At 72.7% G+C, this 26101-nt stretch carries 19 protein-coding genes; 8 read left to right on the forward strand and 11 right to left on the reverse strand.

The window, feature by feature from the left end; all coding sequences use genetic code 11:
* Positions 1–160 precede the first annotated feature (160 nt).
* On the reverse strand, positions 161–895 hold the full coding sequence (locus ACFQ79_RS27865) for a hypothetical protein (protein WP_383588540.1): 735 nt from the start codon (positions 893–895) through the stop codon (positions 161–163).
* 177 nt (positions 896–1072) lie between these two features.
* Positions 1073–1810 (reverse strand): beta-glucanase, encoded by a 738-nt coding sequence (locus tag ACFQ79_RS27870; protein WP_383588543.1) that lies wholly within the window; start codon positions 1808–1810, stop codon positions 1073–1075.
* A gap of 177 nt (positions 1811–1987) precedes the next feature.
* Here ACFQ79_RS27870 and ACFQ79_RS27875 point away from each other — a divergent pair, with 177 nt between their 5' ends.
* The 5 genes from ACFQ79_RS27875 to ACFQ79_RS27895 all read left to right on the forward strand — a co-directional run bounded on the left by ACFQ79_RS27875 (position 1988) and on the right by ACFQ79_RS27895 (position 7420).
* Entirely contained in the window at positions 1988–2629 is a 642-nt protein-coding gene (locus tag ACFQ79_RS27875; protein WP_383588546.1) for a TetR/AcrR family transcriptional regulator, read from the forward strand.
* A 9-nt stretch (positions 2630–2638) separates the two neighbouring features.
* Positions 2639–3532: an SDR family NAD(P)-dependent oxidoreductase gene (locus ACFQ79_RS27880; protein ID WP_383588549.1), complete on the forward strand. Its 894-nt coding sequence runs from the start codon at positions 2639–2641 to the stop codon at positions 3530–3532.
* 56 nt (positions 3533–3588) lie between these two features.
* Entirely contained in the window at positions 3589–4629 is a 1041-nt protein-coding gene (locus ACFQ79_RS27885; RefSeq protein ID WP_383588552.1) for an NAD(P)-dependent alcohol dehydrogenase, read from the forward strand.
* Between the two features lie 255 nt (positions 4630–4884).
* Positions 4885–6501: an FAD-dependent oxidoreductase gene (locus ACFQ79_RS27890; protein WP_383588555.1), complete on the forward strand. Its 1617-nt coding sequence runs from the start codon at positions 4885–4887 to the stop codon at positions 6499–6501.
* Between the two features lie 193 nt (positions 6502–6694).
* Positions 6695–7420: a TetR/AcrR family transcriptional regulator gene (locus tag ACFQ79_RS27895; RefSeq protein WP_383588558.1), complete on the forward strand. Its 726-nt coding sequence runs from the start codon at positions 6695–6697 to the stop codon at positions 7418–7420.
* Between the two features lie 432 nt (positions 7421–7852).
* Here the strand turns inward: ACFQ79_RS27895 and ACFQ79_RS27900 are convergent, their stop codons facing one another.
* A complete protein-coding gene (locus ACFQ79_RS27900) occupies positions 7853–9418 on the reverse strand; it encodes a polysaccharide lyase family 1 protein (RefSeq protein ID WP_383588561.1) in 1566 nt (521 codons plus the stop codon).
* 515 nt (positions 9419–9933) lie between these two features.
* On the opposite strand from ACFQ79_RS27900, the gene ACFQ79_RS27905 reads away from it, so the two are divergent.
* A complete protein-coding gene (locus tag ACFQ79_RS27905) occupies positions 9934–10308 on the forward strand; it encodes a VOC family protein (RefSeq protein WP_383588564.1) in 375 nt (124 codons plus the stop codon).
* A gap of 88 nt (positions 10309–10396) precedes the next feature.
* Here ACFQ79_RS27905 and ACFQ79_RS27910 read toward each other — a convergent pair whose 3' ends face one another.
* From ACFQ79_RS27910 to ACFQ79_RS27920, 3 genes are all read right to left on the reverse strand, one after another.
* The gene (locus tag ACFQ79_RS27910; RefSeq protein WP_383588568.1) at positions 10397–11764 is read right to left on the reverse strand and encodes an amidohydrolase; all 1368 of its coding nucleotides are present in this window, start codon (positions 11762–11764) and stop codon (positions 10397–10399) included.
* Between the two features lie 287 nt (positions 11765–12051).
* Positions 12052–13365, reverse strand: coding sequence for an amidohydrolase family protein (locus ACFQ79_RS27915; protein ID WP_383588570.1), 1314 nt, complete (start codon positions 13363–13365; stop codon positions 12052–12054).
* A 199-nt stretch (positions 13366–13564) separates the two neighbouring features.
* Positions 13565–14206 carry a GntR family transcriptional regulator gene (locus ACFQ79_RS27920; protein ID WP_383588590.1) on the reverse strand — a complete coding sequence of 214 codons (642 nt, stop codon included), beginning with the start codon at positions 14204–14206 and terminating at the stop codon, positions 13565–13567.
* 429 nt (positions 14207–14635) lie between these two features.
* Here ACFQ79_RS27920 and ACFQ79_RS27925 point away from each other — a divergent pair, with 429 nt between their 5' ends.
* A complete protein-coding gene (locus tag ACFQ79_RS27925; protein ID WP_383588573.1) occupies positions 14636–16369 on the forward strand; it encodes a BCCT family transporter in 1734 nt (577 codons plus the stop codon).
* Positions 16370–16382: 13 nt separating this feature from the next.
* Here the strand turns inward: ACFQ79_RS27925 and ACFQ79_RS27930 are convergent, their stop codons facing one another.
* The 3 genes from ACFQ79_RS27930 to ACFQ79_RS27940 all read right to left on the reverse strand — a co-directional run bounded on the left by ACFQ79_RS27930 (position 16383) and on the right by ACFQ79_RS27940 (position 19652).
* Positions 16383–17669 (reverse strand): sugar ABC transporter permease, encoded by a 1287-nt coding sequence (locus tag ACFQ79_RS27930; RefSeq protein WP_383588576.1) that lies wholly within the window; start codon positions 17667–17669, stop codon positions 16383–16385.
* Positions 17666–18451: an ATP-binding cassette domain-containing protein gene (locus ACFQ79_RS27935; protein ID WP_383588578.1), complete on the reverse strand. Its 786-nt coding sequence runs from the start codon at positions 18449–18451 to the stop codon at positions 17666–17668. The genes ACFQ79_RS27930 and ACFQ79_RS27935 overlap by 4 nt, the downstream gene beginning before the upstream one ends.
* 112 nt (positions 18452–18563) lie before the next feature.
* Positions 18564–19652, reverse strand: coding sequence for a substrate-binding domain-containing protein (locus ACFQ79_RS27940; protein ID WP_383588581.1), 1089 nt, complete (start codon positions 19650–19652; stop codon positions 18564–18566).
* Positions 19653–19929: 277 nt separating this feature from the next.
* On the opposite strand from ACFQ79_RS27940, the gene ACFQ79_RS27945 reads away from it, so the two are divergent.
* The gene (locus ACFQ79_RS27945; RefSeq protein ID WP_383588584.1) at positions 19930–20694 is read left to right on the forward strand and encodes an ankyrin repeat domain-containing protein; all 765 of its coding nucleotides are present in this window, start codon (positions 19930–19932) and stop codon (positions 20692–20694) included.
* A 27-nt stretch (positions 20695–20721) separates the two neighbouring features.
* On the opposite strand, the gene ACFQ79_RS27950 is transcribed toward ACFQ79_RS27945, so the two are convergent.
* Both ACFQ79_RS27950 and ACFQ79_RS27955 read right to left on the reverse strand, forming a co-directional pair.
* Positions 20722–24801, reverse strand: coding sequence for a molybdopterin-dependent oxidoreductase (locus tag ACFQ79_RS27950; protein WP_383588593.1), 4080 nt, complete (start codon positions 24799–24801; stop codon positions 20722–20724).
* Positions 24802–25178: 377 nt separating this feature from the next.
* Positions 25179–25943 carry a hypothetical protein gene (locus ACFQ79_RS27955; protein ID WP_383588587.1) on the reverse strand — a complete coding sequence of 255 codons (765 nt, stop codon included), beginning with the start codon at positions 25941–25943 and terminating at the stop codon, positions 25179–25181.
* Positions 25944–26101: the final 158 nt, after the last annotated feature.

A 26101-nucleotide genomic window follows, 5' to 3' on the forward strand; every position in this document is an offset into this window, starting at 1 on the left:
GGTGACAGCCCAGGTCGGCACACCGAAACTTAACTTAGCCTAACCTAAGTAGTCCTGTCGGCGGAATCGCGGAAGTGTGGCACCGCATCAGGTGAGTGGTTTTCAACGGCTGCTTCGTGGAGCCGAGTTGGAGGGGTGGGGCAGGGGGACCGCCCCGTCGTCAGGCCGGAGACCCCCACGCCGTCGTCAGACCGTCCAGCCAGGCCGGCGGGAGTTCGGCCGCGTCCCACTCCTCGTGCAGGGCCGCCGGCGTCTCGGCCAGGCGCTCGAGCACGGCCACGCTGGTGGGGGAGTGGACGAGGGAGTAGCGGCCGTGGATCGCGATCGGGCTGCCCGGGCCGTACTCCGCGTACAACCGCTCCAGATGCGTGTGGTGGGCGGACGCGAACCGCGTCAGCCGTCCCGGATATCCGGCCCGTTGCCGCGGGCTCATCGTGCGCAGCACCGCCCCGAGCACCTGCTCCGTGACCTCCGGGTCGAGGTCGGAGACGTCCGCGAACGAGAGGTAGAGCGGGGTGACGGCCACCTTGGCCCGCTCCATCTCCGCCCGTCCGACGGGGGAACGCTCGTCGGGGGAGTCGGCCGACGGGCCGGTGGTGACGGCGCGGATCAGCGCCCGCTCGGCGACGGCGCCCAGTTCGTCGGCGGCGGCCAGGGCGCCGTCGGACCAGCCCGACGCGTAGTCCTCCCCCTTCTCCTGCGGAGCGCTCCTCCGTGCCTCGGTGATCTCCGTGTGCGCGAGGGCGAGCGCGCCGGCCTCGACGAGCCCGATGAGCTCCTCCGCGTCGCCGGTGTAGACGCCCGCCCGGGCGAGGAGCTGGAGGAGGGTGGTCTTCGCGTTGAGCACGCTGGCCACGTCCAGCTGCTGCTGCCGTCCCTCGTCGGCGGTGTTCATGGGAGGGTCCTCCTCGTCGTACGGGCGGCACGGTGCGGGTGCGCGGAACGCTCTGTTCGAGCCTACGCAACGCCCGTTCCTCCGGGGCCCGCATCCCCCCTCCTCCCGCGCGCGTCGCCGACGCCCCCGTGGGTCACGGGCCGTCGCGACCCGCCTCGCCGGCCCCGTGTCGCGGGGTCAGTCCCGGTACACGCGCAACTGCGCCACCTCGTACGACATCTCCGACACCCCGGGGTCCGGCGCGGGGTGGTAGCGGCCCGCGCAGACCGACAGGTTCACGATGAGGTGCGCCCGCCAGGAACGCCCCACCCCGCGGCGGTCGTCGAAGACCCGCGCGCCGTTCACCCACCACACCACGTTGCGGGCGCCGAACTCGACCCGCAGGTCGACCCAGGCCCCCGGGCGGATCGCCGCGTTCCGGTAGTAGAGGTGGCGTCCCCTGATCCGGTTCGACAGTTCCAGGAGGTCGGGATTGTCGGGGTGGTACTCGAAGACGTCGATCTCCTGCCCGCCGTCGAGCCAGGTCCAGATGGCCGGCCAGGCGCCCGTCTCCACCGGCAGGCGCACCCGCGCCTCCAGGACGTCGTCGGCCCGCACCAGGAAGGCCTCCGCGCTGCCCTCCGTCGTGAGCAGTCCCGCGTCCCACTTGCCGTCGGGCCGACGGGTCGCCCGGAAGACCCCGGTCCTGCTGTACGCGGGGTCCTCCACGAGGTGGTCGAGCTTGTTGTCGCCGGGATTGGTCGGACCGCCGCCGGGATAGGCCCAGGAGCGGCCGGCGACCCACTGCTCGGCGGAGGAGAAGTCCGCGTCGAGCACGACCCTCCCCGGTGTGCGCGCGGGTCCGCGGGGGCCCGCCCCGGGGCGGCCGTCCGGGCCGCGGCGTCTGAACAGCCGGTCGAAGAGGTCGGACAGCACGGCACGCTCCTTTCGCGCGGGCCCGGTCGGCCCGCGAACGATCTGCCCACCCGGGCCCCGTTCATGCGGGGAATAAGGCCTATTGGCGACAAGTCGTCACAAGGGCCGTTGTGCCGTGTGACACCCGAACCCCCTGGGAATGTCTCACTGGGACATTATTAGGTGTACGGTGCAAATATGAGTACGGAGCGAGGAACCCGCACCCCGCGGCGCGGCCCGAAGGGGACGCGGACCCGCGAGGCGCTCGGCGAGGCCGCACTGCGGCTCGTCATCGAGCGAGGACCGGCAGGCGTCTCCGTCGAGGACGTCACCGACGCCGTCGGCGTCTCCCGGCGGACCTTCAGTCGCTACTTCGGCTCCAAGGAGGAGGCCGTCCTCGACGGCTTCCGCGCCGACTGCGAGCGCATCAACGAGGCCCTCGCCGCGCGCCCGGCGAGCGAGACACCGCTCACCGCCTACCGGGCGGCCCTCCGGACCTGGCTCGCCGACCCCGTCTCCCCGGCCTGGCACCGCCGCGACGGGGTACGGGAGATCCTCCGCGTCGCAGAGTCCGACGCCCCTCTCCGCGCCGTCCTCCGGCGGGTCCTCCTGGAGGGTGAGGCCGCGTCCGTCCGGCTGGTCGCGGCCCGCATCGGCACCGACCCGGAACACGACCTGCGGCCCGCCGTCGCCGTCGGATCGGGCGCGGCCACGCTCCTTGCCGCCACCCGCGCCTGGGTGATCGGCGGCCCCCGGGAGGCGCTCCCCGCCCTCGTGGAGGAGGCCTTCGGCCTGCTGGCGACGGAACCGCCGCCGGTGGAAACGCACACAACCGTCTAAGGAACGACCATGACGCACCCCCACACCGCCGCCGCGCCGACCTCCGCCGCGGGGACGGCCGATTCCCGGCCCGCCGACCCCCGGACCACCGATTCCCGGCCCGCCGACCCCCGGACCGCCGATTCCCGGCCCGCCGGCGCCCGGACCACCGACTCCCAGGAGTTCGCCGGCAGGGCCGCGCTCGTCACCGGGGGCGCCTCCGGCATCGGGCTCGCCGTCGCCCGCCGCCTCGCGTACGCCGGTGCCGCCGTGGCCGTGGCCGACTACGACGCCGACCGCGCCGCCGCCGCCGTCACCGAGCTGACCGGGCGCGGCGCCAAGGCCCTCGCCGTACGGATGGACGTCACCGACGACGGCTCCGTCCGGCAGGGCGTCGAGGCCGCGGTCGCCGCCTTCGGCGGCCTCCACCTGGCGGTCAACAACGCGGGCGTCGCCGGTGCGCGCGTCCCGATCGCCGGGACTCCGGCCGAGGAGTGGCGGCGCGTCGTCTCCACCAACCTGGACGGCGTCTTCCACTCGCTCCGCCACGAACTCCCCGCGATCCTCGCCTCGGGCGGCGGCGCCGTCGTGAACATGTCCTCCATCCTCGGGACCAACGGCTCCGCCGGCAGTGCCGCCTACGTCGCCGCCAAGCACGGCGTCGTCGGTCTCACCAAGACGGCCGCACTCGAGTACGCCTCCCAGGGGGTACGTATCAACGCCGTCGGCCCCGGCTACATCGACACACCCCTGCTCGCGGGCATCGGACAGGAGGCGTACGACGCCCTGGTCGCCCTCCACCCGGCGGGCCGGCTCGGCCGCGCCGACGAGGTCGCCGAGCTCGTCGCGTTCCTGCTCTCGGAGCGTGCGTCCTTCGTCCACGGCGGCTACCACCTCGTCGACGGGGCCTACGCCGCCCGCTGAGTCCCGCGGCCGCGGGCGCGGGTGCGGGATAAAGAGAAACTCGAAAGGAAAGCGTCATGAAGGCACTGCAGTACCGCACGGTGGGCGCCCCGCCCGAGGTCGTCACCGTCCCCGACCCGGAACCCGGCCCGGGCCAGGTGCTCCTGAAGGTCACCGCCGCCGGCGTCTGCCACTCCGACATCGCGGTCATGAGCTGGTCCGCCGACCAGCTGCCCTTCCCGCTGCCGCTGACCCTCGGCCACGAAGGCGTGGGCACGGTGGCGGCCCTCGGTGCCGGCGCCGAGGGCTTCGCCGTCGGCGACGCCGTCGCCGTCTACGGCCCCTGGGGCTGCGGCAGCTGCTCCATGTGCGCCCAGGGCAAGGAGAACTACTGCCTGCGGGCCGCCGAGCTCGGCATCAGGCCTCCGGGGCTCGGCGCCCCCGGCGCCATCGCCGAGTACATGATCGTCGACAGCCCCCGTCACCTCGTCCCGCTCGGCGGCCTCGACCCCGTCCAGGCCGTACCGCTCACGGACGCCGGCCTCACCCCGTACCACGCGGTCAAGCGCTCCCTCCCCAAGCTGGTTCCCGGGAGCACCGTCGTCGTCATCGGCACGGGCGGGCTCGGCCACGTCGCCATCCAGCTGCTGCGCGCCATGACCGCGGCCAGGGTCGTCGCCCTGGACGTCACGGAGGACAAGCTGGCCCTGGCCCGTGCCGTCGGCGCGCACGAGACGCTGCTGTCGGACGCCGGGGCGGCTCCCGCGGTCCGCGAACTGACGGGCGGACGGGGCGCCGAGGTGGTCCTCGACTTCGTGGGTGCCCAGCCGACCGTGACGGCCGCCGGTGCGATGGTCGCGGTCGAGGGCGACGTCACCGTCGTCGGTCTCGGCGGCGGCACCCTGCCCGTCGGATTCGGCGCCCTGCCCTACGAGGTCTCGGTCACGTCCCCGTACTGGGGAACCCGGGCCGAACTGATCGAGGTGCTCGACCTGGCCCGTGCCGGCGCGGTCGACGTCCACACCGAGACGTACAGCCTGGACGAGGCCCCGAAGGCCTACGAGCGGCTGCACGCGGGGCGCGTCAACGGGCGAGCGGTGATCCTCCCGAACGGCTGAGCCGCGCGGATTCGAGCCGAGCGGAGCGGAGTCGAGCCGAGCCGAGCGGAGTCGAGCTGAGCCGAGTCGAGCTGAGCCGAGTCGAGCCGGTCGGCTGGCCGACCGGCCAGCCAGCCGGCCGAGGCGAACCGAAGGGCGCGCGGGATCGCACGCGCGCCTCCGGGGGATCGTGATTTCGGCTACGCTGTATCCGAAACAGTCGCCCGAGGTGCGCGTACCCGTTCGCGCACCCGGGGGCGGCGAGGAGCATCCGACATGCCGGAATCGAACGACACCGACAAGAGGGCGGCGGGCACGCGCGACACCGCCGTCATCGTCATCGGCGCGGGACCCGTGGGCCTCGCGCTCGCTCTCGACCTGGCCCGGCGGGGAGTCCCGGTGCGCGTGGTCGAGCGCGACGAGAAGCGCTTCCAGGGCTCACGGGCCAAGGGCATCCAGCCCCGCACCCTGGAGGTCCTCGACGACCTGGGACTGGCCGACGCCGCCCGGGCGGCAGGCGGCGCCTACCCGCCGATGGGCCTTCACGTCGGGCCCTTCACCAAGGCCTGGCAGATGCACGCCACTGCCCCGGACACCATCGGCACCCCCTACCCCGACGTCCTCCTGCTCCCTCAGTACGCGACCACCGCCCTCCTTCACGACGCCGTCGAACGCCTCGGAGTGCGCGTCGACTTCGGCGCCCGCGCGGTGGAGATCACCCAGGACGAGGGGGCGTGCACGGTGCGCCTGGAGGACGGCCGGGTACTCGGAAGCCGGTACGTGGTCGGGGCCGACGGCGGATCCAGCACCGTCCGCAAGGCCGCGGGCATCGCATTCGAGGGCACCACGGACGAGACCGACCGGATGATCCTCGTCGACGCCACCGTCGACGGACTGTCCCACGACCGCTGGCACGTCTGGCCCCGACTGCGCGGGCGCGGCATCGCGGCATGCCCCCTGCCGGGCGAGGACGGCCGCTTCCAGATCATGATCAAGATTCGTCCCGAGGACCCCGCCGACCTCAGCGGGACGGCCCTCGCCGGCCTCGTGCGCCGTCGTGCGGGCACCTCCCTCACCCTGCGCGACATCACCTGGTCGTCGGTCTTCCGGCCCAACGTCCGTCTCGCCGCGCGCTACCGCGACGGCCGGCTGCTGCTGTGCGGCGACGCCGCCCACGTCCACACACCCGCCGGTGCGCAGGGCCTCAACACCGGTGTCCAGGACGCCCACAACCTCGGCTGGAAACTCCAGCAGGTCCTCGCGGGCGCCGACGACGTACTCCTGGACAGCTACGAGCTGGAGCGACGCCCCGTCGCCGCACAGGTCCTCGGCCGCTCGACCGAGCTGTACGAGGGCCTGCGCCGCACCCGCCCCGCCGGGCTGACCCGGGGCCCCGACGAACACCAGCTCGGCATCTCGTACTTCGGCGGCCCCCTGGCCCCGGCCGACGCGCCCCGCACGGCGAACCTGCGCTGCGGCGACCGGGCCCCGGACGCGGCCCTGCCGGAGGCGACGAAGAGGAACGGGTCGGCGAGCCGCCTCTTCGACCTCTACCGAGGCCCGCACTTCACGGCCCTGGCGTTCGGCGCCGGTGCCGCCACCGCCCTTGACCGCCTTCCCTGGCCGGCCGGCGGCGTCCCGCTGCGCCGTCACACCGTGCTGACGCACTCCACACCGCGTACGCCGGACGAAGCGGCCCTGCTCACGGCGTACGGGATCACCGGGGACACCGTGATGCTCATCCGCCCGGACGGCTACATCGGCGACATCGTTCTCACGGCCGGGGTGGCCGAAGCGGACGAAGCGGCCGAGGCGGCCTACGGCGACAACGGGCCTGCCGGCAGAGCCGCTTCGCCCGGAGCCCCGGCGATCGCCCGTCTGACTCCCGCCTGACTGCCGTCCGGCTCCCTCCTGACTGGGCGGCAGGCCGCGGCCCGAGCCGGTGCTTCGACGGGGCGGGCGCCCGGTGCCCCCGCCCGCCCCGTACCCCCACGGCGGGTACCGTGTCACCGCACCACCGATGGCCGCCGGAAGCCGTGACGCGCAGGGCCGCGACGACCCGGCTCAGTGAGAGAGGGCCCAGCGCATGGCAGCCACCCCGCCACCTCCCGGCAGCCCGGCCTGGTGGGCCGCGCGCCCGAGCCCCACCGCCCCGGGCACCGCGGGCGCCGAGCCGAGGCGCGGCCGCCCGTCGCTCGACACCGCGCACATCGTCGGCACCGCGTTGCGGCTCGTCGACGAGCACGGCACCCAGGCGTTCTCCCTGCGGATGCTCGCCGAGGCCCTGAACTCCGGTACGGCCACGCTCTACCGTCACTTCGACGGCAAGGACGAGATCATGGCGTACGTCGTGGACCGCGTCGTCGGCGAAGTGGACCTGGCCGCGCTGACCACGTCCTCCGACTGGCGCGAGGTCCTCACGGTGACGGCCCACGGATTCCACGACGCCCTGCGCCGTCACCCGAACACCCTGCCGCTGCTCATGGCGTACGTCCCCGTCGGTCCCCACGGACTCGCCCGACGCGAACGCGTCCTGGCGGCACTCCTCGAGCACGGCCTGCCGGCCGACCTGGCCGCCCGCGCCTTCACGGCCGTCGCGCACTACGTCATCGGCTTCACCGCGCAGCAGTACGGCCCCGCGGCCGCCCCCGACCACGGCGCCGAACTCGCGGCCTTCTACGGCGGACTCGACCTGGCGTCCTACCCCGCCCTGCTCCAGGCCGCCCGGTCCCTCACGTCCGTGGCGACGGACGAGGAGTTCGAGTTCGGCCTCGCCCTCCTCGTGAGAGGCCTCACTCACCTGGCTCCCTGAGGCCTCCGGGAGTCCTCGCCGGGATCACCGGCGCGCAGAGCACCCACGCGAGCCCCGCCGACCAGCACTGTCCGGCGGCGGAGATCTTCGCGAAAGCTCGGCGGCGGTTCGGTCACCCTCGACGGGCGGCTCGTCCTCGTCGCCGAGATCGCCGATCTGGATCTCGCGCGAAGGTTCACGGTCTCGCTCGGCGCCGACGGGGAGGGGGCTCGACTGGGCTACGGGGACCGGGAGTTCGTGAGCTGACCGCGCGGCGGCACGCGCGGACCACGCACGGCCGGTCCGGGTCCGGGGCTGTTCTCACCCCGAACCCGAACCCGAACCCGAACCCGAACCCGAACCCGAACCCGAACCCGGACCCGAACCCGGACCGGCGCAGCGGCCGGGCGGGCGCACCGGACCGGCGCAGCGGGCGGGCGCCCGCCCCGTCGGCTATCCGGCGTAGGTCTCGAACTCGGCGATGCGGGGGGTGCCGGTCGAGCCGACGATCTCGAAGGTGATCTTCTTGAGCGTGGTGCGGGGGACGGTGACGGCGCCGGCCCCGCTGCCGGAGGCGAGGACGGCTCCGGTGTCGCCGTTGAGGACGCGCCAGGAACCGATGGCACCGGCCGAACCGACCGCCTCGCGGATGGTGATCGCAGACACGGTGGTGGCGGAGCCCCACTTGACGGACACCGAGCCGGTGGAGCCGGCGGGCGACCACCAGGTGCCGAGGTCGCCGTCCCGGACGTTGCCGTAGCTCGTGCCGTCGGCCTTGCTGGAACCGTCGGCGCCCGCTCCGATGCTGAGGTTGGTCCCACCGGGTCCGGTCGGCCCGGGTGTGGGGGTGGTGGGGGCCGGGGTGGGTGACGTGGAGGTGGCCGTGGGCGTCGGCGTGGGGCTCGGGGTCTGCGGGGAGCAGCTGCCGTTCGACACGAGAAGTCCCTTGTCCGCACCGGCCGTTCGGCCGACGACGTCCGGTACGCAGGCGGCGGAGTCGAGGGTGTGGGCGTACGGGACGGAGACGGTGGTGTTGGACTGCGGGTCCGGTCCCGCCGGGTTGTTCTCGGCGCTGCGCGCGGACCAGGTCACATTGTCGAAGATGTTGCCGCCGACCTGCCAGTACCCGGCCGCGTCGGTGTAGAAGGTGCCCAGGACGTCCTTGGAGTCCTCGAAGTAGTTGTTGTCGACCTTGGCGTGGGCGCCGGCGCGGGAGTTGATGCCGGACTCGTTGATTCGCAGGTAGTGGTTGTTGTACATGTGGGCGGTGCCGCCGCGCAGCAGGGGGGCGCGCGAGTCGATGTTCTCGTACAGGTTGTGGTGGTACGTGATGAAGCCGTTCGACAGCTCGGTCTCGCTGGAGCCGACGAGGCCGCCACGGCCGGAGTTGCGCAGGATGCTGTAGGACAGGGTCACGTACTGGGTGTTGTCCTTCATGTCGAAGAGCCCGTCGTAGCCCTCCGACTCGCCGCCCGAGGCCTCCAGGGTGGTGTGGTCGACCCAGACGTTGCGGACGTCGCTCTCCATGCCGATGGCGTCGCCGCCGTTGGAGAGGGGCGAGCCCGACTTCTTGACGTTCCGGACGGTCACGTTCTGGATGATGATGTTGCTGGACTCGCGTATGTGGATGCCGAGTTGGTCGAAGACGGCGCCGGAACCGACCCCGACGAGGGTGACGTTGCTGATCTGCTTGAGCTCGATCACTCCGGCGGCGGTGTTGCAGCTGCCGCCGGACACCTTGGCGGTGTTGGCGTGGTTGATCGTCCCCTCGACCTCGATGGTGATCGGGGTGCTGCTGGTGGCCCGTGCGCACAGGGCCGCGTGGATCGCGGTGCCCGTGGTGGCCCGCACGGTCTGCCCGCCGGCGCCGCCGGTGGTGCCGCCGTTCTGGGTCGCGTAGCCGGTGGCGCCACCGGTCGCCGCAGATGCCTGGGGCATCGACAGCACCACGCCGGTCGCGGCCGCGAGGGCCAGGGTGGTCAGTGCCGCGTGGAGCCGGAGTGCGACTGGTCGTCTCATGCTCGCCGTCCTTCTCGTCTTCGAACGCTGGGGGTGGTTCCTGAATGCGGTGCCGTGCCGTGCCGTGCCGTGCTGTGCAAGCCGTGCCGTGCGTGCGGAACGTCGTTCGGTCCGGAGGGGTCCGCCCATGGACGGCAGGCCTCGGCGAGGCGCTCCGGGATAGAAAGAAAGCGCTTTCTCGCCGGGAGAATAGGGTGACCCCAGGGCAGTGGCAAGGCTTCGCGCAAGACGCCCGCACCGCCATGACGCGCCGTCACGGACCGCCGCGGTTCGGGGGGAGGGGTGCCGCCGGGATGTCCTGTCCGCTTGTCAGTGCGGAGATGATCAAGTAGCGTCCTCCGACGTGAACACCGGACCGGCGATTCGACGCCATACACAGACGGGCCATCCGGTGGACGACTGATCGCTCCGTGGGTGCGCCGAAGGCACCCCCACGGTTCGGCACGCGGACCCCCTCAGTGCTCAGGCACTGCGACGAGTCCCTTTCGTGTCGAATCAACAGCGAGGTCATCCACATGGCAGTCACGTTCAACCACACCATCATCGCCGCCAAGGACCGCCACGAGTCGGCGCGCTTCTTCCGGGAGTTGCTGGAACTCCCCGAAGCGCCGTCCTGGGGCCCCTTCGTCAACGTCCAGCTCGCCGACGGCGTGCTCATCCAGTTCGCCGAGCCCCCGATGGACATCCAGATGCAGCACTACGCCTTCCTCGTCGACGACGAGCTGTTCGAGCGGGCGTACCGGCGACTCTGCGACCAGGGCGTCGAGCACTGGGCCGACCCCCAGATGAAGCGGCCCGGCGAGACGAACGACGAACACGGCGGCCGCGGGGTCTACTTCAAGGACCCGGGCGGTCACGCCTTCGAGCTGATCACGCGGCCCTACCTGTAGGACGAGGCGAGTCCGGCCGGGCACCCGCGTGGCACCCGGCCGGACTCGGCCCTTCCTCATGCCGGGAACAGCCGGTCTCGGCCCCTCGTCAGGCCAGGAACTCGCCGTCCCGCGCCACCACCACACCGCCGTGCACCACCATGTCGCGGCGGGGCATGTCCACGACGACCTGCGGCAGGCACTCACCCCGGACCAGCACGAAGTCCGCCGGGGCACCGGCCGTGAAGTCCGCGTGCGCCAGGCCCATCACGTCCGCTCCCCCGTGCGCCGCGACGTCGTAGCAGTCCCTCAGCTCGTCGTCCAGGCGTACGTCCGTCACCCAGCCGAGGATGTGCGCCCGGTGCATCATGTCGGCGTTCCCGAACGGGCTCCACGAGTCACGCACGCCGTCCGACCCGAGCCCGACCCGCACCCCGTGCTCCCGCAGGCGCGCGATCGGCAGGACCAGCGAGTCGGACGGCGCGACCGTGGTCAGGGCGATGTCCTGGTCACCCAAGTCGGCTGCCATCGAACCGAGTTCACGGTCCGTCAGGCCCGGAAGACAGAACACGTGACTTACCGTCACCTTCCCCGCGAGGGACAGCGCCCGCGTGCGCTCCACGATGCCGCGCATCGCCCGCATGCCCTTCTCCCCGCGATCGTGCAGGTGGATGTCCACGCCCACACCATGACGGTCCGCGATGCCGAACACGACGTCCAGCTGATCGTCGAGGGCGTTGTCGAATCCGATCGGGTCGATGCCGCCGATCATGTCGATGAGACCCTCGCGCGCCGCCTTCTCGAGGAGCGCGGCCGTCCCCGGTGTCCGGATCACCCCGTGCTGAGGGAAGGCCACGATCTGGACGTCGAGGGCGTGGTGCAGCCGCTCACGCGCCTCCGCCACGCCCTCCACCCCCGCGAGGCCGTACGCCGGTGCCACGTCCGCGTGGGCACGCATGCCGCGCGTGCCCCGGGACACGGCGTGCGACATCAGGCCGTACGCGCGCTCGACCACCGGGCGCCGCTGGCTGCGGAACAGCTCCACGTCCTGTGCCACGTAGTCGGCGATCGCGCTCGCCGGCCGCCGCGACACCCACGATCCGCCCCAGGTCGTCTTGTCGGGGTGGATGTGCGCGTCCACGAGCGACGGCAGTGCGATCCGGCCGCCTCCGTCGACGACCTTCGCGCCGTGCGGTGCCGGGCGGTCGGAGACACGGCCGTCGACGACCACGAGGTCCCTGGCCTTCGCCGCGCCGAACGGGCGGACATTGCGGAAGACGACCGTCCTGGCTCGGCGTCCCGAGGCGCTGGAAGCGGCCGCTTCGGCGGTGACCGGGGCCGCTGCCGTCGCGGGCCCGGCCGCGGCGGCGGAGGCCGTGGCGCCTGCCAGCGCCGCGGCTCCCGCCAGCATCGTGCGACGGGACAGCGCGCCGGGGGAGGCGGGAGAGGGCGACTGCGAGGACGACGGTGACTGCATGGGGGCTCCTTGGCGGGGATGGGACGGCGAGTCGGTGGGGGGCGGGACGGCGCGAGTCGGTGAGGAGGGGACGGCGAGTCGGCGGCGCCGAGACGGTGAGCCGGCGGCGGGACGGTGAGTCGGTGGTCGGTGGCGGCGGGACGGCGAGGTCGGTGTCGTGAGGGCGGGCGCCACGGATCGTTCCGGCCTGCCCGATGAGCGGCGATGCCGGTCGCGGGGAGGGCGACAGGGGTCGGGGAGGGCGACAGGGAGGGTCGGGGAGGGCGACAGGGAAGGGCGGGGCCGTGTCAGGCCGCCACCACCCCCGCCCGTACCACCGCCACCGGACGCCTCAGGACCGTCAGGTCCGCCAGCGGGTCGCCCGACAGCAGGAGGGCGTCGCCCGTGGAGCCGCGGGTGAGGCGGCCCGCCGTGCGGGTGAGGCCCAGGAGACGGGCCGCGCCCGTCGTCGCCGTGCGGATCGCGTCGAGGGGCGAAAGCCCCGCGGAGTGCATCAGCTCGACCTCGCCGCCGATCGGGTCCACCACCCCGCCCGACGAGTCGGTGCCCGCGGCCAGCGGAACTCCGAGTTCGTGCGCGGCGAGGACCGCGCGCTTCAGGACCGGGAGGTACGTGCGTCCGCGCTCGGCGAGGATCGGGTCCGAGGACTCCGCCAGGCCGGCGATCGCGGTGAGGGTGGGCGTGAAATACGTCCCCCGGCGCCGCATTTCGCGCAGCGTGCGCTCGCCGACGAACGCGCCGTGCTCCAGGGAGCGGATGCCCGCCATGACGGCGTCGTGGCAGCCCCGCTCGCTGTAGCTGTGGCAGAGGACTCCCTTGCCGCGCCGCCGGGCCGCCGCCACGATCTCGGCGAGCTGTTCGCGCGAGTACACCTGGGCCAGCGGGTCCTGCTCAGGGAGCCCGGCTCGTTCGTTGACCCGGGTCTTGATCACGTCCGCGCCACGGGCGAGGTTCACCTCCACCACACGCCGCAGCGCCTCCGCCGAGCGCACTCCGTCCTTGAGGCGGGCGAGCGGGGTCAGGTCGGGGTCGGCGAGCACGGTGTCGCCGAGGTTCGGGGTGACGAACACGCCGGCGGCCTGGAGTCGCGGCGCGAGCGCGGGACTGTGCCGGGCGAGTTCGCGGACGGCGATGTCCTGGTAGAAGGAGGTCGATCCGCTGCGCGCGCTCGTCGCGCCCTTGCGGACGGCGTCGCGCGCCTCGGCGGCGGTGCTGAGGTGGATGTGCGCGTCGATCAGGCCCGGCAGGATCCAGCGGCCGTGGGCGTCGAGCACCTCGACGCCGTGCGGCACGGCGACGGCCCCCCGGCGGCCGGCGGCCCGGACGGTGCCGTCCTCGATGACGACGACGGCGTTCTCGGTGACCTCGCCGGTGGCCGGGTCCAGGAGGGTGCCGCCCTGGATCACGAGGTGTCCTCCGCGAGCGGTGTGTCCCTCGCTCGCGGTGGTTCCGGGGGCGCGGCGACCGGAGACGGCTCCCCGCTCACCCGCGGCGGCCGCCTGTCCCGCCGCGGCCATCGTGCCCGCGAGGGCGGCCGCTCCGGCGAGGATGCCGCGGCGGGTCAGCTTACTGGAGGGCGGCGGGGTGGCTTCGACGCACATGGGTGCTCCTTGGGGGAGTGGGCCGACGGCTTCCCCGTTTTGTATACCAAGCTGGAGGTGGCGTACAAGGGTGATGATCCAGAGAATCGGAAACACCCGTTCCGGGGCGGCTATGCCCTGGTTTCTGTCTGCCTCGACGCATTGAGGGGTGCGCGATCACGCATCTTGGTATACGAATACTTGGTGGGCCGGGCCGACCTCACCCTCGGGCTCGGACCTCGCCGAAGAGGGAGCGCAGCGCCACCGCCCTGCTGTCCCGCACGTGCAGCAGCGTGCTCGCCGCGGCCGCCTCAGCGTCGCCCGCGGCGATGTGCCGGTACATCTCGGCATGCTGGGCCCGCATGTGGGCGGGCTCCTCGCGCAGGCCGAACACGAGCCGCAGCTGCCAGCTCAGCTGCTCCATGGTGCGGGCGAGGAGAGGGTTGCCCGACATGGCCACCATGCTCTCGTGGAACGCCGTGTGGGCGGCCACCTCGCGGGTCGCCTCGTCCGCGGCCGCCGCCGACTCGGCCTGGTGCAGCGCGGCTTCGAGGGTGGCGAGTCCCTCGGTGTCGCCCGCCGCGCGCGCCCGCGCCGCCAGCCGGGACGCCTGGACCGTGAGCGGCTCCCACACCTCGTACAGGTGCTCCACGTCGGCGCGTTCCAGGCGCCGGACCCTTACGCCGCTGTGCGGGAGCAGCTCCAGGAGGCCCTCGGTGACCAGGGCGCGCAGCGCCTCGCGCACGGGTACGCGCGACATGCCGAGCTCCTCCGCGACCTCGCGTTCGACGAGGCGGGCGCCCTGGGCGTACCGCCGGTCCACGATCCGCTGAAGGACCGCCTCACGCGCGCGCGTGCTCAGCGGGGCAGCGGCAGGAGCGGAAGCGGGGGTCGGGGCCGGGGCCGGGGTCGCGGCGGAGGCGATGGCGGCTGCGGCGGAGGTGGGGGCGGTCGCGGGGGCGGAGGCCGAGCCCGAGCCCGTTCCCGCTCCCGTTCCCGAGCCCGTTCCGGTACCCGGTCCGGGGCCCGTGCTCGCCGTCCCGTCGCCCGTGGCCGTCGAGTCGGTCCGTCGTCCGTCCGTCACGCGCCCCGACCTCTTCCCTGCTCCGCCGTGCTGTCCGTCCCCCGTTCGGGGTGTCCGGGGCGAGGATACGTCGGTCCGCCGACGGCCACGGGTCAAGCCGTCGGGGTCTGTTGGTCCACACGGTTCGGCCCCGGCTGTGGTACTGCCTTACAGAGACATCGTCAGGTTTGTGCTGAAATACCGCTTTGCCGGTGAAAGGTGCCATCTGTGTCGCAGGAAGATCAGGGGCCGGACGGTCGCCGAGCAGGCGCCGAACGGGGCGGGCGGGAAGGGCTGCCGGTGACGGCGGACCTCCCGGGCCGCCCCGACCACCACCATCGTGCCCGCACCGACCGGATCGTGTTCGGTGTCACCGCCGTCCTCACCGTGGCGTTCGTCGTCTGGGGCGCCACGGCCACGGACAGCCTGGAGAGCGCGTCGAGCGACCTCCTCGACGGGCTCATCCGCAACGGCGGCTGGGCGTTCATGCTGGCCGCGTCCGGCTTCGTCGTGTTCGCACTCTGGCTGGCGATCAGCCGCTACGGCCGGATCACGCTCGGCCAGGAGAGCGAGGGTCCGGAGTTCCGGACGGTGTCATGGATCGCCATGATGTTCAGCGCCGGTATGGGGATCGGCCTGATGTTCTACGGGGTGAGCGAGCCGCTCGCCCACTACGGCACCCCGCCGCCCGGCACGCATCCCGCGGACTCGGCCGAGCGCATGCAGACCGCCATGGCCACCACGCTCTTCCACTGGACGCTGCACCCGTGGGCGATCTACGCGGTCGTCGGCCTCGCCATCGCGTACTCCACGTTCCGGCGGCGGCGCCGGCAGACCATCAGCGCCGTGTTCGTCCCGCTGATCGGTGAGAAGGCCGCTTACGGCGGCCCCGGGCGGGTCATCGACATCCTGGCCATCTTCGCCACGCTGTTCGGCTCCGCCGCCTCGCTCGGTCTGGGCGCGCTCCAGATCGGCAGCGGCTTCGAGGAGCTGGGCTGGATGGAGCAGACCGGCACCGGTCTGCTCGTCGCGATCATCGCCGTACTGACCGTGGCCTTCGTCTTCTCCGCCGTGTCCGGCGTGGAGAAGGGCATCCAGTGGCTCTCCAACATCAACATGGTGCTCGCCGGGATCCTCGCCCTGTTCGTGTTCATCGCGGGCCCCACCATCATCGTGCTCGACCTGCTGCCCACCTCCATCGCCGCCTACATCGACGACCTGCCGCAGCTGGCCGGCCGCACGGAGGCGACCAGCGGCGCTGAGATCCATGACTGGCTGGGCAGTTGGACCGTCTTCTACTGGGCCTGGTGGATCTCCTGGACGCCCTTCGTCGGCATGTTCATCGCCAGGATCAGCCGGGGCCGCACCATCCGCCAGTTCGTCGGCGGCGTCATCCTGGTGCCCAGCACCGTCAGCCTGGTGTGGTTCGCCATCTTCGGCGGTACGGCGATGAAGCTCAGGGAACAGGGCGATCTGGCGGGCGAGTCGACTCCCGAGGGGCAACTCTTCGGTGTGCTCCAGGAGTTCCCGATCACCGGCACCATGAGCCTGCTCGTGATGGTCCTCGTCGGGATCTTCTTCGTGTCGGGCGCGGACGCCGCCTCGATCGTCATGGGCACGCTCTCCCAGCGCGGCGCCTTCGAACCCACCCGCCCCGTGGTGGTGTTCTGGGGCGTCGTGACCGGCGCGGTCGCCGCCATCATGCTCCTCATCGGCGACGGTCAGGGCGACGCCCTCGCGGGTCTGCAGAACCTCACGATCCTGGTGGCGGCACCGTTCGTCCTGGTGATGATCGGCATGTGCGTGGCCCTGATGCGGGACCTCCGCAGGGACCCGCTGATCGTCCGCGGCGAGGTGGGCGTGGAGGTCGTCGAACTCGCCGTGATCGCCGGCCACGAGCAGTACGACGGCGACTTCGAGCTGAGGATCGGCCCCGGCACCCAGGACACCGACGGGCCCTGAACCACCCGAGCGGTCACGCCCTGCCCGCCGCCTTCTGGGTGCGGCGGGACAGGGAGTCCACGACCACGGCGGCCAGCAGGACCGAGCCCGTGATCATGAACTGGACGGCGTTGCTCACGCCCATGATGTTCATGCCGGACTGGATGGATCCGATCACCAGCGCACCGAGCAGCGCCGACCAGACGGTGCCGCGGCCGCCGAAGAGGCTCGTGCCGCCGATGACGGCGGCGGCGATCACGTTCATCAGCAGGTTGCCGCCGCCGGAGGTCTGGCTCGCGGACTGGATCTGCCCGGCGAGGAAGATGCCGCCGACCGCGGCCATGGTCCCGGCGATCGAGAAGACGGACATCCGGACGAACGGCACGCTGATGCCCGCCCTGCGCGCACCCTCGATGTTGCCGCCCACCGCGAAGATCCGGCGGCCGTACGTGGTGCGCCGGAGCACGAAGTCCAGCAGCACGAGCACGATCAGGAAGATCAGCAGGGCCAGTGGCAGCCCCTGGTACTGGTTGAGGATGTACGCCGTGGCGAAGGCGAGGGCCGCGATCACGACGGTCCGCAGGACGATCTCGGCGATGGGGCGGAACGGCACCCGGGCCTTCCGCCGGCGCCCGGCGTCCAGGAGCGAGGCCGTCAGGAACAGTCCGACGCCGACGGCGGCCGTCACATAGGCGGCCGCCGGGCTGTGGTAGATCGTCGAGTACAGCTTGGACACGATGCTCTCGCTCGGGATGTTGACCGTGCCGCTGCTGCCGAGCACCTGGAGCATGAGTCCGTTCCAGGCGAGGTTGCCCGCCAGGGTCACCACGAACGCCGGTACGCCGACCTTCGCGAAGAAGAACCCTTGGATGAGCCCGACGGCGGCGCCGCCGGCGATGGCGACGAGCAGCGCGAGCCACTCGTTCATGCCGTTCAGGACGTTGAGCACGGCGAAGATCGCGGCGCACAGACCGCTGACCGAGCCGACGGAGAGGTCGATCTCGCCGAGCAGCAGGACGAAGACGATCCCGACCGCGATCATGCCCGTGCCGACGATCTGCTGGCTGAGGTCGGACAGGTTCTGGGCCGAGAGGAACGTGCTGTTCAGGCTGCCGAAGACCGTCCAGATGATGATCACGGCGAGCACGACGGGCAGCGAACCCAGTTCGCCGCTGCGCATCTTGCGCCGGAACTCGCCGAGGTATCCCTTGATGCCCTCCTCGCGGACGAGGAGACGGGTGTCGACGGCGGGCACGGCACCGGATGCCGGTTCCTGGCCGGGCTCGGCGCCGGAGGGGTCGCGGCCTCGGTCGCGTCTCATCGCTCCTCCTCCTGATCCCGCTTGCGGGCCTGGCGGCGGGTGACCGCGCTGTCGGTGGCCCCCGTGATCGCGGAGATGATCTCCTCCGTGGTCGTCGAGCGCTTGTCGAAGAAGCCGTTGTTCCGGCCGAGGCGCATCACCGCGATCCGGTCGGCGACCGCCATCACGTCCACCATGTTGTGGCTGATCAGGATGGTGCCGAGGCCCTGCTCGCGGAGCCGCTCGACCAGGTCCAGGACCTCGGCCGTCTGCTCCACACCCAGGGCGGCGGTCGGCTCGTCCAGGATGACGACCTTCGGCGCGCCGATCAGCGAGCGGGCGATCGCCACCGTCTGGCGCTGACCGCCGGAGAGGGAGGCGACGGGGATGCGGACGCTCGGGATGCGGATGGACAGGGTGTCGAGCAGCTCGCGCGCACGCTGGTCCATGCGGACCTCGTCGAGCACGCCGAAGCGCCGCAGCTCCCGGCCGAGGAACAGGTTGGCGACCACGTCGAGGTTGTCGCACAGCGCCAGGTCCTGGTAGACGGTCGCGATTCCGAGGTTCTGGGCGTCGTGCGGCCGGTTGATGGCGACCGTCTTCCCCTCCCAGGTGATGACGCCCTCGTCTGGCGGGTTCACCCCGGCGATCGACTTGACGGCGGTCGACTTGCCTGCGCCGTTGTCGCCGACCAGCGCGACCACCTCACCGGGGTGGACGTCCAGGTCGAAGTCCTTCAGCGCCTGTACCGCGCCGAACCGCTTGGAGATCCCCCGCAGTGAGAGCACGGGTGGCTCCGGCAAAGGAACCGCCTCCTCCGCTCGCCCGCTCGCGCGGGTCCGGGCCCCGCCGGGACGGATGCCGCCCGGGCGGGACGTCCCGGGCCGGAGTGCCCGGGACGGAAACGCCGTGCCGCTACTGGAGACCGGCCTCCTTGCAGGCAGCGGCGTACGTCGGGGTGCAGATCTCCTGGACCGTGTACAGGCCGTCCTTCACGACGGTGTCCTTGATGTTGGTCTTGTCGACCACGACCGGCGTGAGCAGGTTGGCCGGGACCTTCTGGCCACTGCCGCTGGTGACGGTGGTGGGGACCAGGTCGGACGGCAGCGGCTTGCCCTCGGCGAAGTCGACCGCCATGGTGGCCGCGATGTCCGCCTCCGGCTTGTACGGCTTCATGATCGTGATCGTCTGGGTGCCGAGCAGGATCCGCTGGATCGCGTCGAGCTGGGCGTCCTGGCCGGTCAGCGGGACGTTGATGCCCGCCGCCTTCAGAGCGGTGGCGATGCCGGCCGCCAGTCCGTCGTTGGCCGAGTAGACACCGACGATGTTGTCCTTGCCCAGGGCGCTGATCGCGCCGGACATCTGCTGGTTGGCGTTGTTCGGGTCCCAGTTCGGCGTGTCGTACTCCTTGCCGATCTTCACCTTGCCGTCCAGGACCGAGTGCGCGCCGGCCTTGAACTCCGCCGCGTTCGGGTCGGTCGGCGACCCGTTGTGCATCACGATCTGACCGCTCGCCGCCTTGTCGCCGAGCGCGTCGAGGAGCGCCTGGCCCTGCAGCTCGCCCACCTTGCGGTTGTCGTACGAGACGTACGAGTCGACCGGGCCCTGCGCGAGGCGGTCGTACGCGACGACCTTCACGCCCGCGTCATGCGCCTTCTGGACGGAGGACTGGATCGACTTGGCGTCCACGGCGTCCAGGATCAGGACCTTGTCGCCCTTGGCGAGCGCGGTGTTCACCTGTTGCTGCTGGGTGGTGGCGCTCTCGGCGGCGTTGTAGTAGTCGATCTGGGCGTCGGGCGCCAGTTCCTTGATCTTGGCCTCGATGTACGGCCGGTCGAACTTCTCGTACCGCGTGGTCTTGCTCTCCGGCAGCAGCAGGCCGATCCTCACGTCCTGCCGTGCCGACTCCGCGCCCGGCTGGACGGCCCCGCTGGTCGCCACGGCGCCCAGGCAGAGGGCGGTGGCTCCGGCCAGGGCTATCGCGCCCCGCAATGTACGGGTCATGGGAGGCTCCTTCCGTACTCCGCCTTCCCGCCGCCTGATGAGTGCGGGACGCAGGAGGCACATGTCGCCTATATATCGACATTAGCGTCAAGCTGAGGACCGGCAAGCGGGTGAACCGGCTCCGGCCGGACCGCCGTACCACCCCGGGCACGGGACCGCAGGTCGGGCCGGTGCGCGCCGCCCCCGTGACACGGCCGTGCAGGTCGGGGCCGGTCCGTGCGCCCCGCGTCGAGCCCCGGTCCGTGCGCCGTCGCCCCCGGTACGGCACCCTGGCGGCATGCCGAATCCCCGTACCCTCAGCTCCCAGGATCCGGTGGCCGTCGCCGTCACCGCGGCCATCGTCACCGGCGACCTCGACGCCCTGCGCGGGCTGCTCGCCGGGCATCCCGGCCTGGCCGGCGCCCGGGTCGTCGAGGACCGGGAGGGCCGCGGGCCCGGCGGCAGGAGCCTGCTGCACCTCGCCACCGACTGGCCCGGCCACCGGCCGCGCGGCCCCGAGACCGTCGCCGTCCTCGTCGAGGCCGGCGCCGACCCGGACGCCCGTTTCACCGGAGCCCACCGGGAGACGCCCCTGCACTGGGCGGCGAGCAACGACGACGTCCCGATGATCGACGCGCTCGTCGCCGCCGGAGCCGACATCGAGGCCGACGGAGCGGTCATCGCCGACGGTACGCCGCTGGCCGACGCCCGCGCCTTCGGACAGTGGCGCGCGGCCCGCCGGCTGCTCGAACTCGGCGCCCGCCCCACCTTCCAGGACGCCGCGACCCTCGGCCTCCTCGACCTCGTCGAGGCCCGCCTCGTCTCCGCCCCCGTCCCCTCGCCCCGGGAGATCGACCAGGCGTTCTGGGGCGCCTGCCAGGGCGGCCGGCTCGCCGTCGCCGTACGCCTCCTGGAATCCGGCGCGGACATCGACCGGATCGGCTGGGACGACCTCACCCCGCTCGACATCGCCCGCGCGGAGAAGGCGGACGAGGTCGTCGGCTGGCTGACGGACCGGGGGGCGCGGACGGCCGCGGAGCGCCGCGCGGCCGACGGCGGGTGAGCCCGTCCCCGTACGGAGCCGTGCGCCTCAGTACACGTCCCGCACGTACCGCTTGTCGGCCGCCAGCTGCTTGACGTACACCCCCGCCGACTCCTCGTCGAGCCCGCCGTGCGTCACGGCGATGTCACGCAGCGCGCGGTCGACGTCCTTCGCCATCCGGGCCGCGTCACCGCAGACGTAGAAGTGCGCGCCGGACTGGAGCCACGACCACAGCTGGGGCCCGTGCTCGCGCATCCGGTCCTGGACGTAGACCTTGGCGCGCTGGTCGCGGGAGAAGGCCGTGTCGAGGCGGTCGAGGGTGCCGTCGGCGAGGAGGGCGCTGAGCTCCTCCTCGTAGTAGAAGTCCGTGGCGCGGTGCTGCTCGCCGAAGAAGAGCCAGTTCGGGGCCCGGTGACCGAGGGCCCGGCGCTCGTCGAGGAAGCCGAGGAACGGGGCCACGCCCGTGCCCGGCCCCACCATCACCATAGGGGTCGAGGGGTCGGCGGGAGGCCGGAAGTGCGGGGCGCGCTGGACGTGTACGGGGACGGGCGCGCCGGGTTCGGCGTCGGCGAGGAACGGCGAGCAGACCCCCTTCCGGAGGCGACCTCGGCGGTTCTCGTAGCGGACCACGGAGACGGTCAGGGACACCTGACGGGGGTCGGTGAGCGGACTCGAGGAGATCGAGTAAAGGCGCGGCCGCAGGCGGCCCAGGAGCTCGGCCCACTCCTGCGCCGAGGCGCGTACCGGGTGCTCTGCGAGCACGTCCACGGCCTGCCGGCCCCATGTCCACTGGGCGAGCCCGTCCTTGTTGTCGGGCCGGAGGAGCCGCTTGAGGTCGCGGTCGCCGGTCCGCTCGGTGACGAAGCCGAGCAGCGCGGGCGTGACCCGGGTGATGTCGAGGTGGCGGTGGAGGGCCTCACCGAACGGCACCTCGCCCTGGCCGGGCAGGCCCACGGGGCAGCCCGTGTCGAGACCGGTGACGGCGAGCCATTCGGCCACGAGCTCCGGGCAGTTGACGGGATGCACGCCGAGCGCGTCGCCGCTCTCGTAACCGAGCGGCGCTCCGCCCTCGCTGGTGTCGAAGGTGAACCGCCGGACCTCCTTGCCCGCGCCCGGCAGGCTGAGCAGCCGGTTCCCGACGAGCCGGGCGGGCGTGGCGGCCGGGCCGGAGCGACGGACCGGGGCGGGCGGGCGAGGAGAGCCGGGGACGGCCGCGGGGGCGGGCGGGGCTGCCTTGGACCGTGCCCTCGGCTCGTCGGCCAGCCCGGCCATGACCTGGTCGAGCCAGGCGAGGGCGGAGGTCTCGTAGTCCGGTTCGCAGTCGGTACGGGGTGCCAGGCGGACGCCGCCGAGCTCGTCCAGGCGCTGGTCCAGACGCCGCCCGTGCCCGCAGAAGTCGCCGTACGAGGAGTCCCCGAGGGCGAGCACGGCAAAGCGGCGACCGTCCAGACGGGGCGTGTCGGGCGCGGCCAGCGCGTCCCAGAAGCCGGAGCCGTTGTCCGGCGCGTCCCCGTCCCCGAACGTGCTGGTGATCAGCAGCAGGTCGGCGGCGGGCGGCAGCGCCGTGAGGTCGGTCTGGTCCATGCCCGCGAGCGCGGCCCGATGGCCTGCGGACAGGAGCCGCTCGGCGGTGGCGGCCGCGAAGTCCTCGGCGTTGCCGGTCTGCGAGGCCCACAGCACGAGGACCTCACGGCCCGCCGCTCCCGCGCCGTCGACCGGGGCGGACTCCGGCGCGCGGGAGTACAGGCCGGCCAGCACCCCGTTCACCCACTGGGCGTGATCCTCCCGGAAGGGCGCGCCGGGCGGCAGGACGGGCACTCCGGGCGCGCCCGACTCCAGTCCCGCGAGGAAGCCGACGAGATACCGCCGCTCCTCGGCGGAGAGGGCGGGCGGCGCGGTGGGTTCGATGCCCAAGGCGGCCGCGGGGCCGGGTGGTGGGCCGCCGCTCGGAATGACCGCCTTCGGGACCACGGGGACCACGGCGACCATCGGGGCCCGGGCGCCCGGCGCCGGGGCCGCGGTGGCCGTCCGCGCCGGGGCCGCCGCCTTCGTCAGGGCCACCGCGCAGACCTTCAGCTCGGGCTGGAAGGAGAGCGGATCGACGGCGTCGTTGGTGACGGCGTTGACGCACAGGTCCTCGCCGAAGAGGTCGTTCCAGTGGAACGGCGCGAAGCAGCTCCCCGGTGCCACCCGGTCGGTGACCACGGCGGGCAGCACGGCCTTCCCGCGCCGCGAGGCGATCTCCACGGGGTCGCCCTCCGCGATGCCGAGCCGCGTGGCGTCCCCGGGGTGCAGTTCGACGAACGGCGCCGGGTTCAGCTTGTTGAGCTTGGGAACCTTTCCCGTCTTGGTGAGGGTGTGCCACTGGTGCTGTAGCCGCCCGGTGTTGAGAACGAACGGATGGGCGTCGTCGGGCATCTCGGCGGGGTCGATGTGCGGCCGGGCGTGGAAGACGGCCCGGCCGCTCGCCGTCGGGAAGACGGGGCCCTTCCCCGGCCCGTCGCCGTTCCCCCCGCCGTACCGGATCGGGTTCCGCGCCGGACCTCCGCTCGCGGCCGGCCACTGGACGGGGGTGGCGCGCAGGCGCTCGTACGACACGCCGCTCAGGTCGTAGCCGGTCCCGGGGTTCCCGGCGCGTCTGATCTCCTCGAAGACCTCCTCCGCGCTGTCGTACGAGAACGCCTTCTCGTACCCCATCGCGCACGCGACGCGGGCGATGATCCGCCAGTCGGCGAGGGCCTCCCCGGGCGGGTCGACGGCCGGCCGGGCCAGGGTGAGACTGCGCTCGCTGTTGATCAGTACGCCCTCGGTCTCGGTCCACAGGGCGGCGGGCAGGACGACGTCCGCGTGGGCGTTGGTCTCGGTGTCGGCGAACGCGTCCTGCGTGATGACGAGTTCGGCGGCCCGCAGGCCCTCGACGACGGTGCCGCGGTTGCCGACGGAGGCGACCGGGTTGGTGCAGATGATCCAGCAGGCCTTGATCTCGCCGTCCGCCATGCGCCGGAAGAGGTCGACGGTGCCCTGCCCGGAGCCGTCCTCGCGGATCGTGCCGGGCGGGAGGTCCCAGAGCTCCTCGGTGAAGGCCCGGTCCTCGGCGACCAGGACCGAGCGCTGGCCCGGGAGGCCGGGTCCCATGTAGCCCATCTCGCGGCCGCCCATCGCGTTGGGCTGGCCGGTCAGGGAGAAGGGGCCGGAACCGGGGCGGCAGATCGCTCCGGTCGCCAGGTGCAGGTTGACCAGGGCGTTGGTGTTCCAGGTGCCGTGGGTGGACTGGTTGAGGCCCATGGTCCAGCAGCTGGTCCATTCGCCCGCCGTGCCGATCCACTCGGCGGCGGTACGGATGTCGGCCTCGGGTATCCCCGTGACACGGGCTACGGCGGCGGGCGGATAGTCGGCGAGGAACGGGGGCATCGCCTCCCAGCCCTCGGTGTGCGCGGCCACGAAGCCGGGGTCGGTGTGGCCGTTCTCGTGCAGCAGGTGCAGGAGCCCGTTGAGCAGCGCGAGGTCGGTGCCGGGTCTGATCCGCAGGAAGAGGTCGGCCTTGTCCGCGGTGGCGGTGCGGCGGGGGTCGACGACGATCAGCTTCGCACCCGCCTTGACCCGTTCCATCATGCGGAGGAACAGGACGGGGTGGCAGTCGGCCATGTTGGAGCCGATGACCAGGAAGACATCGGCCCGGTCGAGGTCGTCGTAGGAGCCGGGCGGGCCGTCCGCGCCGAGGGACAGTTTGTAGCCGGTGCCGGCGCTCGCCATGCAGAGCCGCGAGTTGGACTCGATCTGGTTGGTGCCGATGAAGCCCTTGGCCAGCTTGTTGGCGAGGTACTGGGCCTCCAGGCTCATCTGGCCGGAGACGTAGAGCGCGAAGGCGTCGGGTCCGTGCTCGTCGACGATCGCGCGCAGCCTGCGGGCGGTCTCCGTGAGGGTCCGGGCGGTGTCGGCCGGCTCGGGATCGGCCCCGCGCTCCTTCCGTACGAGCGCGGTGGTCAGGCGTCCGGGGGCGGCGAGGAGATCGGCGGTGGTGGCGCCCTTGGTGCACAGGCGTCCCCGGTTCGCGGGGTGGTCCTTGTCGCCCGTCGCCTTCAGGACCGTACGGCGCCCGTCGGGCCCGGTGCCGATGTCGAGGAGCATGCCGCACCCCACGCCGCAGTACGAGCAGACGGTCCGCACCTGGTCGGGCGTACCGGCCGTACCGGCCCGGGGGGTCGGCGTGTCCTGTCGGGTCACCGGGGCGCCTCTCTGTGGAACCGTTCGAGCCCCGACCGTACGGAACGACCGTTACACCCGTGTCAACCCGGCGGATCTTGGTCCGTAACACCGGTCACACAGCGGCACCGGCCGCGGTGTGAGAACCGGGGGTACGCGCGCGTGGCGCCGGCCGAGCCGGTGGCGGCGCCGATGCCGGGCCGATGGCGGCGCCGGTGCCGGGCCGGACCTGTGCCGGGCCGGACCTGTGCCGGGCCGGACCTGTGCCGGGCCGGGCCGGACCTGTGCGCGAGGGCTCGACGTCACGGAGCGGCGGGGCCTCCGGCGGCATCGGCGGTTCGCAGCAGGCGGAGGAAGGCCTTCAGGCCGGTGATGATCTCCTCGTTGTCGGTGAGGCGGTTCACCGTCGATTCGAACTCCCGCGCCAGCGCGGCGATCCTCCGGTCGGTCTCGTCGGCCCGCTGATGCGCGGAGAGCGCGACGGCGTCCACCGTACGGCGCAGCTCGGCGAGGGCCCGGTACTGCTCCTCCGCCTTGCCGTCGAGCACCGACGCCCCGTTCTCCAGGGCGGCGACCCGCCCGGTCAGCGCCACCACGTCGTCGCGCGGGAACGTCACGTCCCTGAGCAGGACGCCGAGCCTCCGCCGCAGTTGGCCGAAGTACGCCCCGGCCGGTCTGAAGAACGTACTGAGGAGGAAGAACCCGGCGAACCAGTAGCCCGCCCCGCGCCCGGTCGCCGCGGCCACGGCGAGCGCCACGCCGGCCGTCACCACATGCCCGCCGACGGCGGCCCGCAGCATCACGCGCGCGATGCGCCGCGCCTCGGTGTCCCGCTCCTTGGAGACGTCGATGCCCTTCTCCCGGCTGAGCGCGATCTCGGCGAGGACCGCGTGCGCGCGGAAGTACAGGTTCCACGGGGCGGTGAGGAGCAGCAGGAGCCACAGCAGCCCGAGGGCACCCGCGCCCACGGCGAGGACCGTGCCGGGCGGTACTCCCACCGCGTACGCGAGCACCAGCGCGCCGACCGCGAGCCCCGCAGCCACGAACACTCCCACGACCTTGCTCATGCCGCCCCCTCCGAGCCTGTGCGCACCCTGGCGCCATGGTCCCGCCGGGCCCCGCTCCGGGCCATGAGTACCGGTACTCAGATCGGTCGCCGTGGTCCGAGGGCCACGGCCGTGGGGGGGCGGCCGGGGGGGGGGGGGGGCGCGCCCCCCCCGGGCGG

Source organism: Streptomyces sp. NPDC056480 (assembly GCF_042795405.1).
Taxonomy (GTDB): Bacteria; Actinomycetota; Actinomycetes; order Streptomycetales; family Streptomycetaceae; genus Streptomyces.

Bases quoted from the DNA above. Each gene is read 5' to 3' on its own strand.
- ACFQ79_RS27875 (WP_383588546.1), top strand. From the start codon at position 1,988: ATGAGTACGGAGCGAGGAACCCGCACCCCGCGGCGCGGCCCGAAGGGG.
- ACFQ79_RS27905 (WP_383588564.1), top strand. From the start codon at position 9,934: ATGGCAGTCACGTTCAACCACACCATCATCGCCGCCAAGGACCGCCAC.
- ACFQ79_RS27865 (WP_383588540.1), bottom strand. From the start codon at position 895: ATGAACACCGCCGACGAGGGACGGCAGCAGCAGCTGGACGTGGCCAGC.
- ACFQ79_RS27885 (WP_383588552.1), top strand. From the start codon at position 3,589: ATGAAGGCACTGCAGTACCGCACGGTGGGCGCCCCGCCCGAGGTCGTC.
- ACFQ79_RS27950 (WP_383588593.1), bottom strand. From the start codon at position 24,801: ATGCTCCTCGACATCGGCACCGGGCCCGACGGGCGCCGTACGGTCCTG.
- ACFQ79_RS27940 (WP_383588581.1), bottom strand. From the start codon at position 19,652: ATGACCCGTACATTGCGGGGCGCGATAGCCCTGGCCGGAGCCACCGCC.
- ACFQ79_RS27895 (WP_383588558.1), top strand. From the start codon at position 6,695: ATGGCAGCCACCCCGCCACCTCCCGGCAGCCCGGCCTGGTGGGCCGCG.
- ACFQ79_RS27880 (WP_383588549.1), top strand. From the start codon at position 2,639: ATGACGCACCCCCACACCGCCGCCGCGCCGACCTCCGCCGCGGGGACG.
- ACFQ79_RS27900 (WP_383588561.1), bottom strand. From the start codon at position 9,418: ATGAGACGACCAGTCGCACTCCGGCTCCACGCGGCACTGACCACCCTG.
- ACFQ79_RS27955 (WP_383588587.1), bottom strand. From the start codon at position 25,943: ATGAGCAAGGTCGTGGGAGTGTTCGTGGCTGCGGGGCTCGCGGTCGGC.
- ACFQ79_RS27910 (WP_383588568.1), bottom strand. From the start codon at position 11,764: ATGCAGTCACCGTCGTCCTCGCAGTCGCCCTCTCCCGCCTCCCCCGGC.
- ACFQ79_RS27890 (WP_383588555.1), top strand. From the start codon at position 4,885: ATGCCGGAATCGAACGACACCGACAAGAGGGCGGCGGGCACGCGCGAC.
- ACFQ79_RS27945 (WP_383588584.1), top strand. From the start codon at position 19,930: ATGCCGAATCCCCGTACCCTCAGCTCCCAGGATCCGGTGGCCGTCGCC.
- ACFQ79_RS27915 (WP_383588570.1), bottom strand. From the start codon at position 13,365: ATGTGCGTCGAAGCCACCCCGCCGCCCTCCAGTAAGCTGACCCGCCGC.
- ACFQ79_RS27930 (WP_383588576.1), bottom strand. From the start codon at position 17,669: ATGAGACGCGACCGAGGCCGCGACCCCTCCGGCGCCGAGCCCGGCCAG.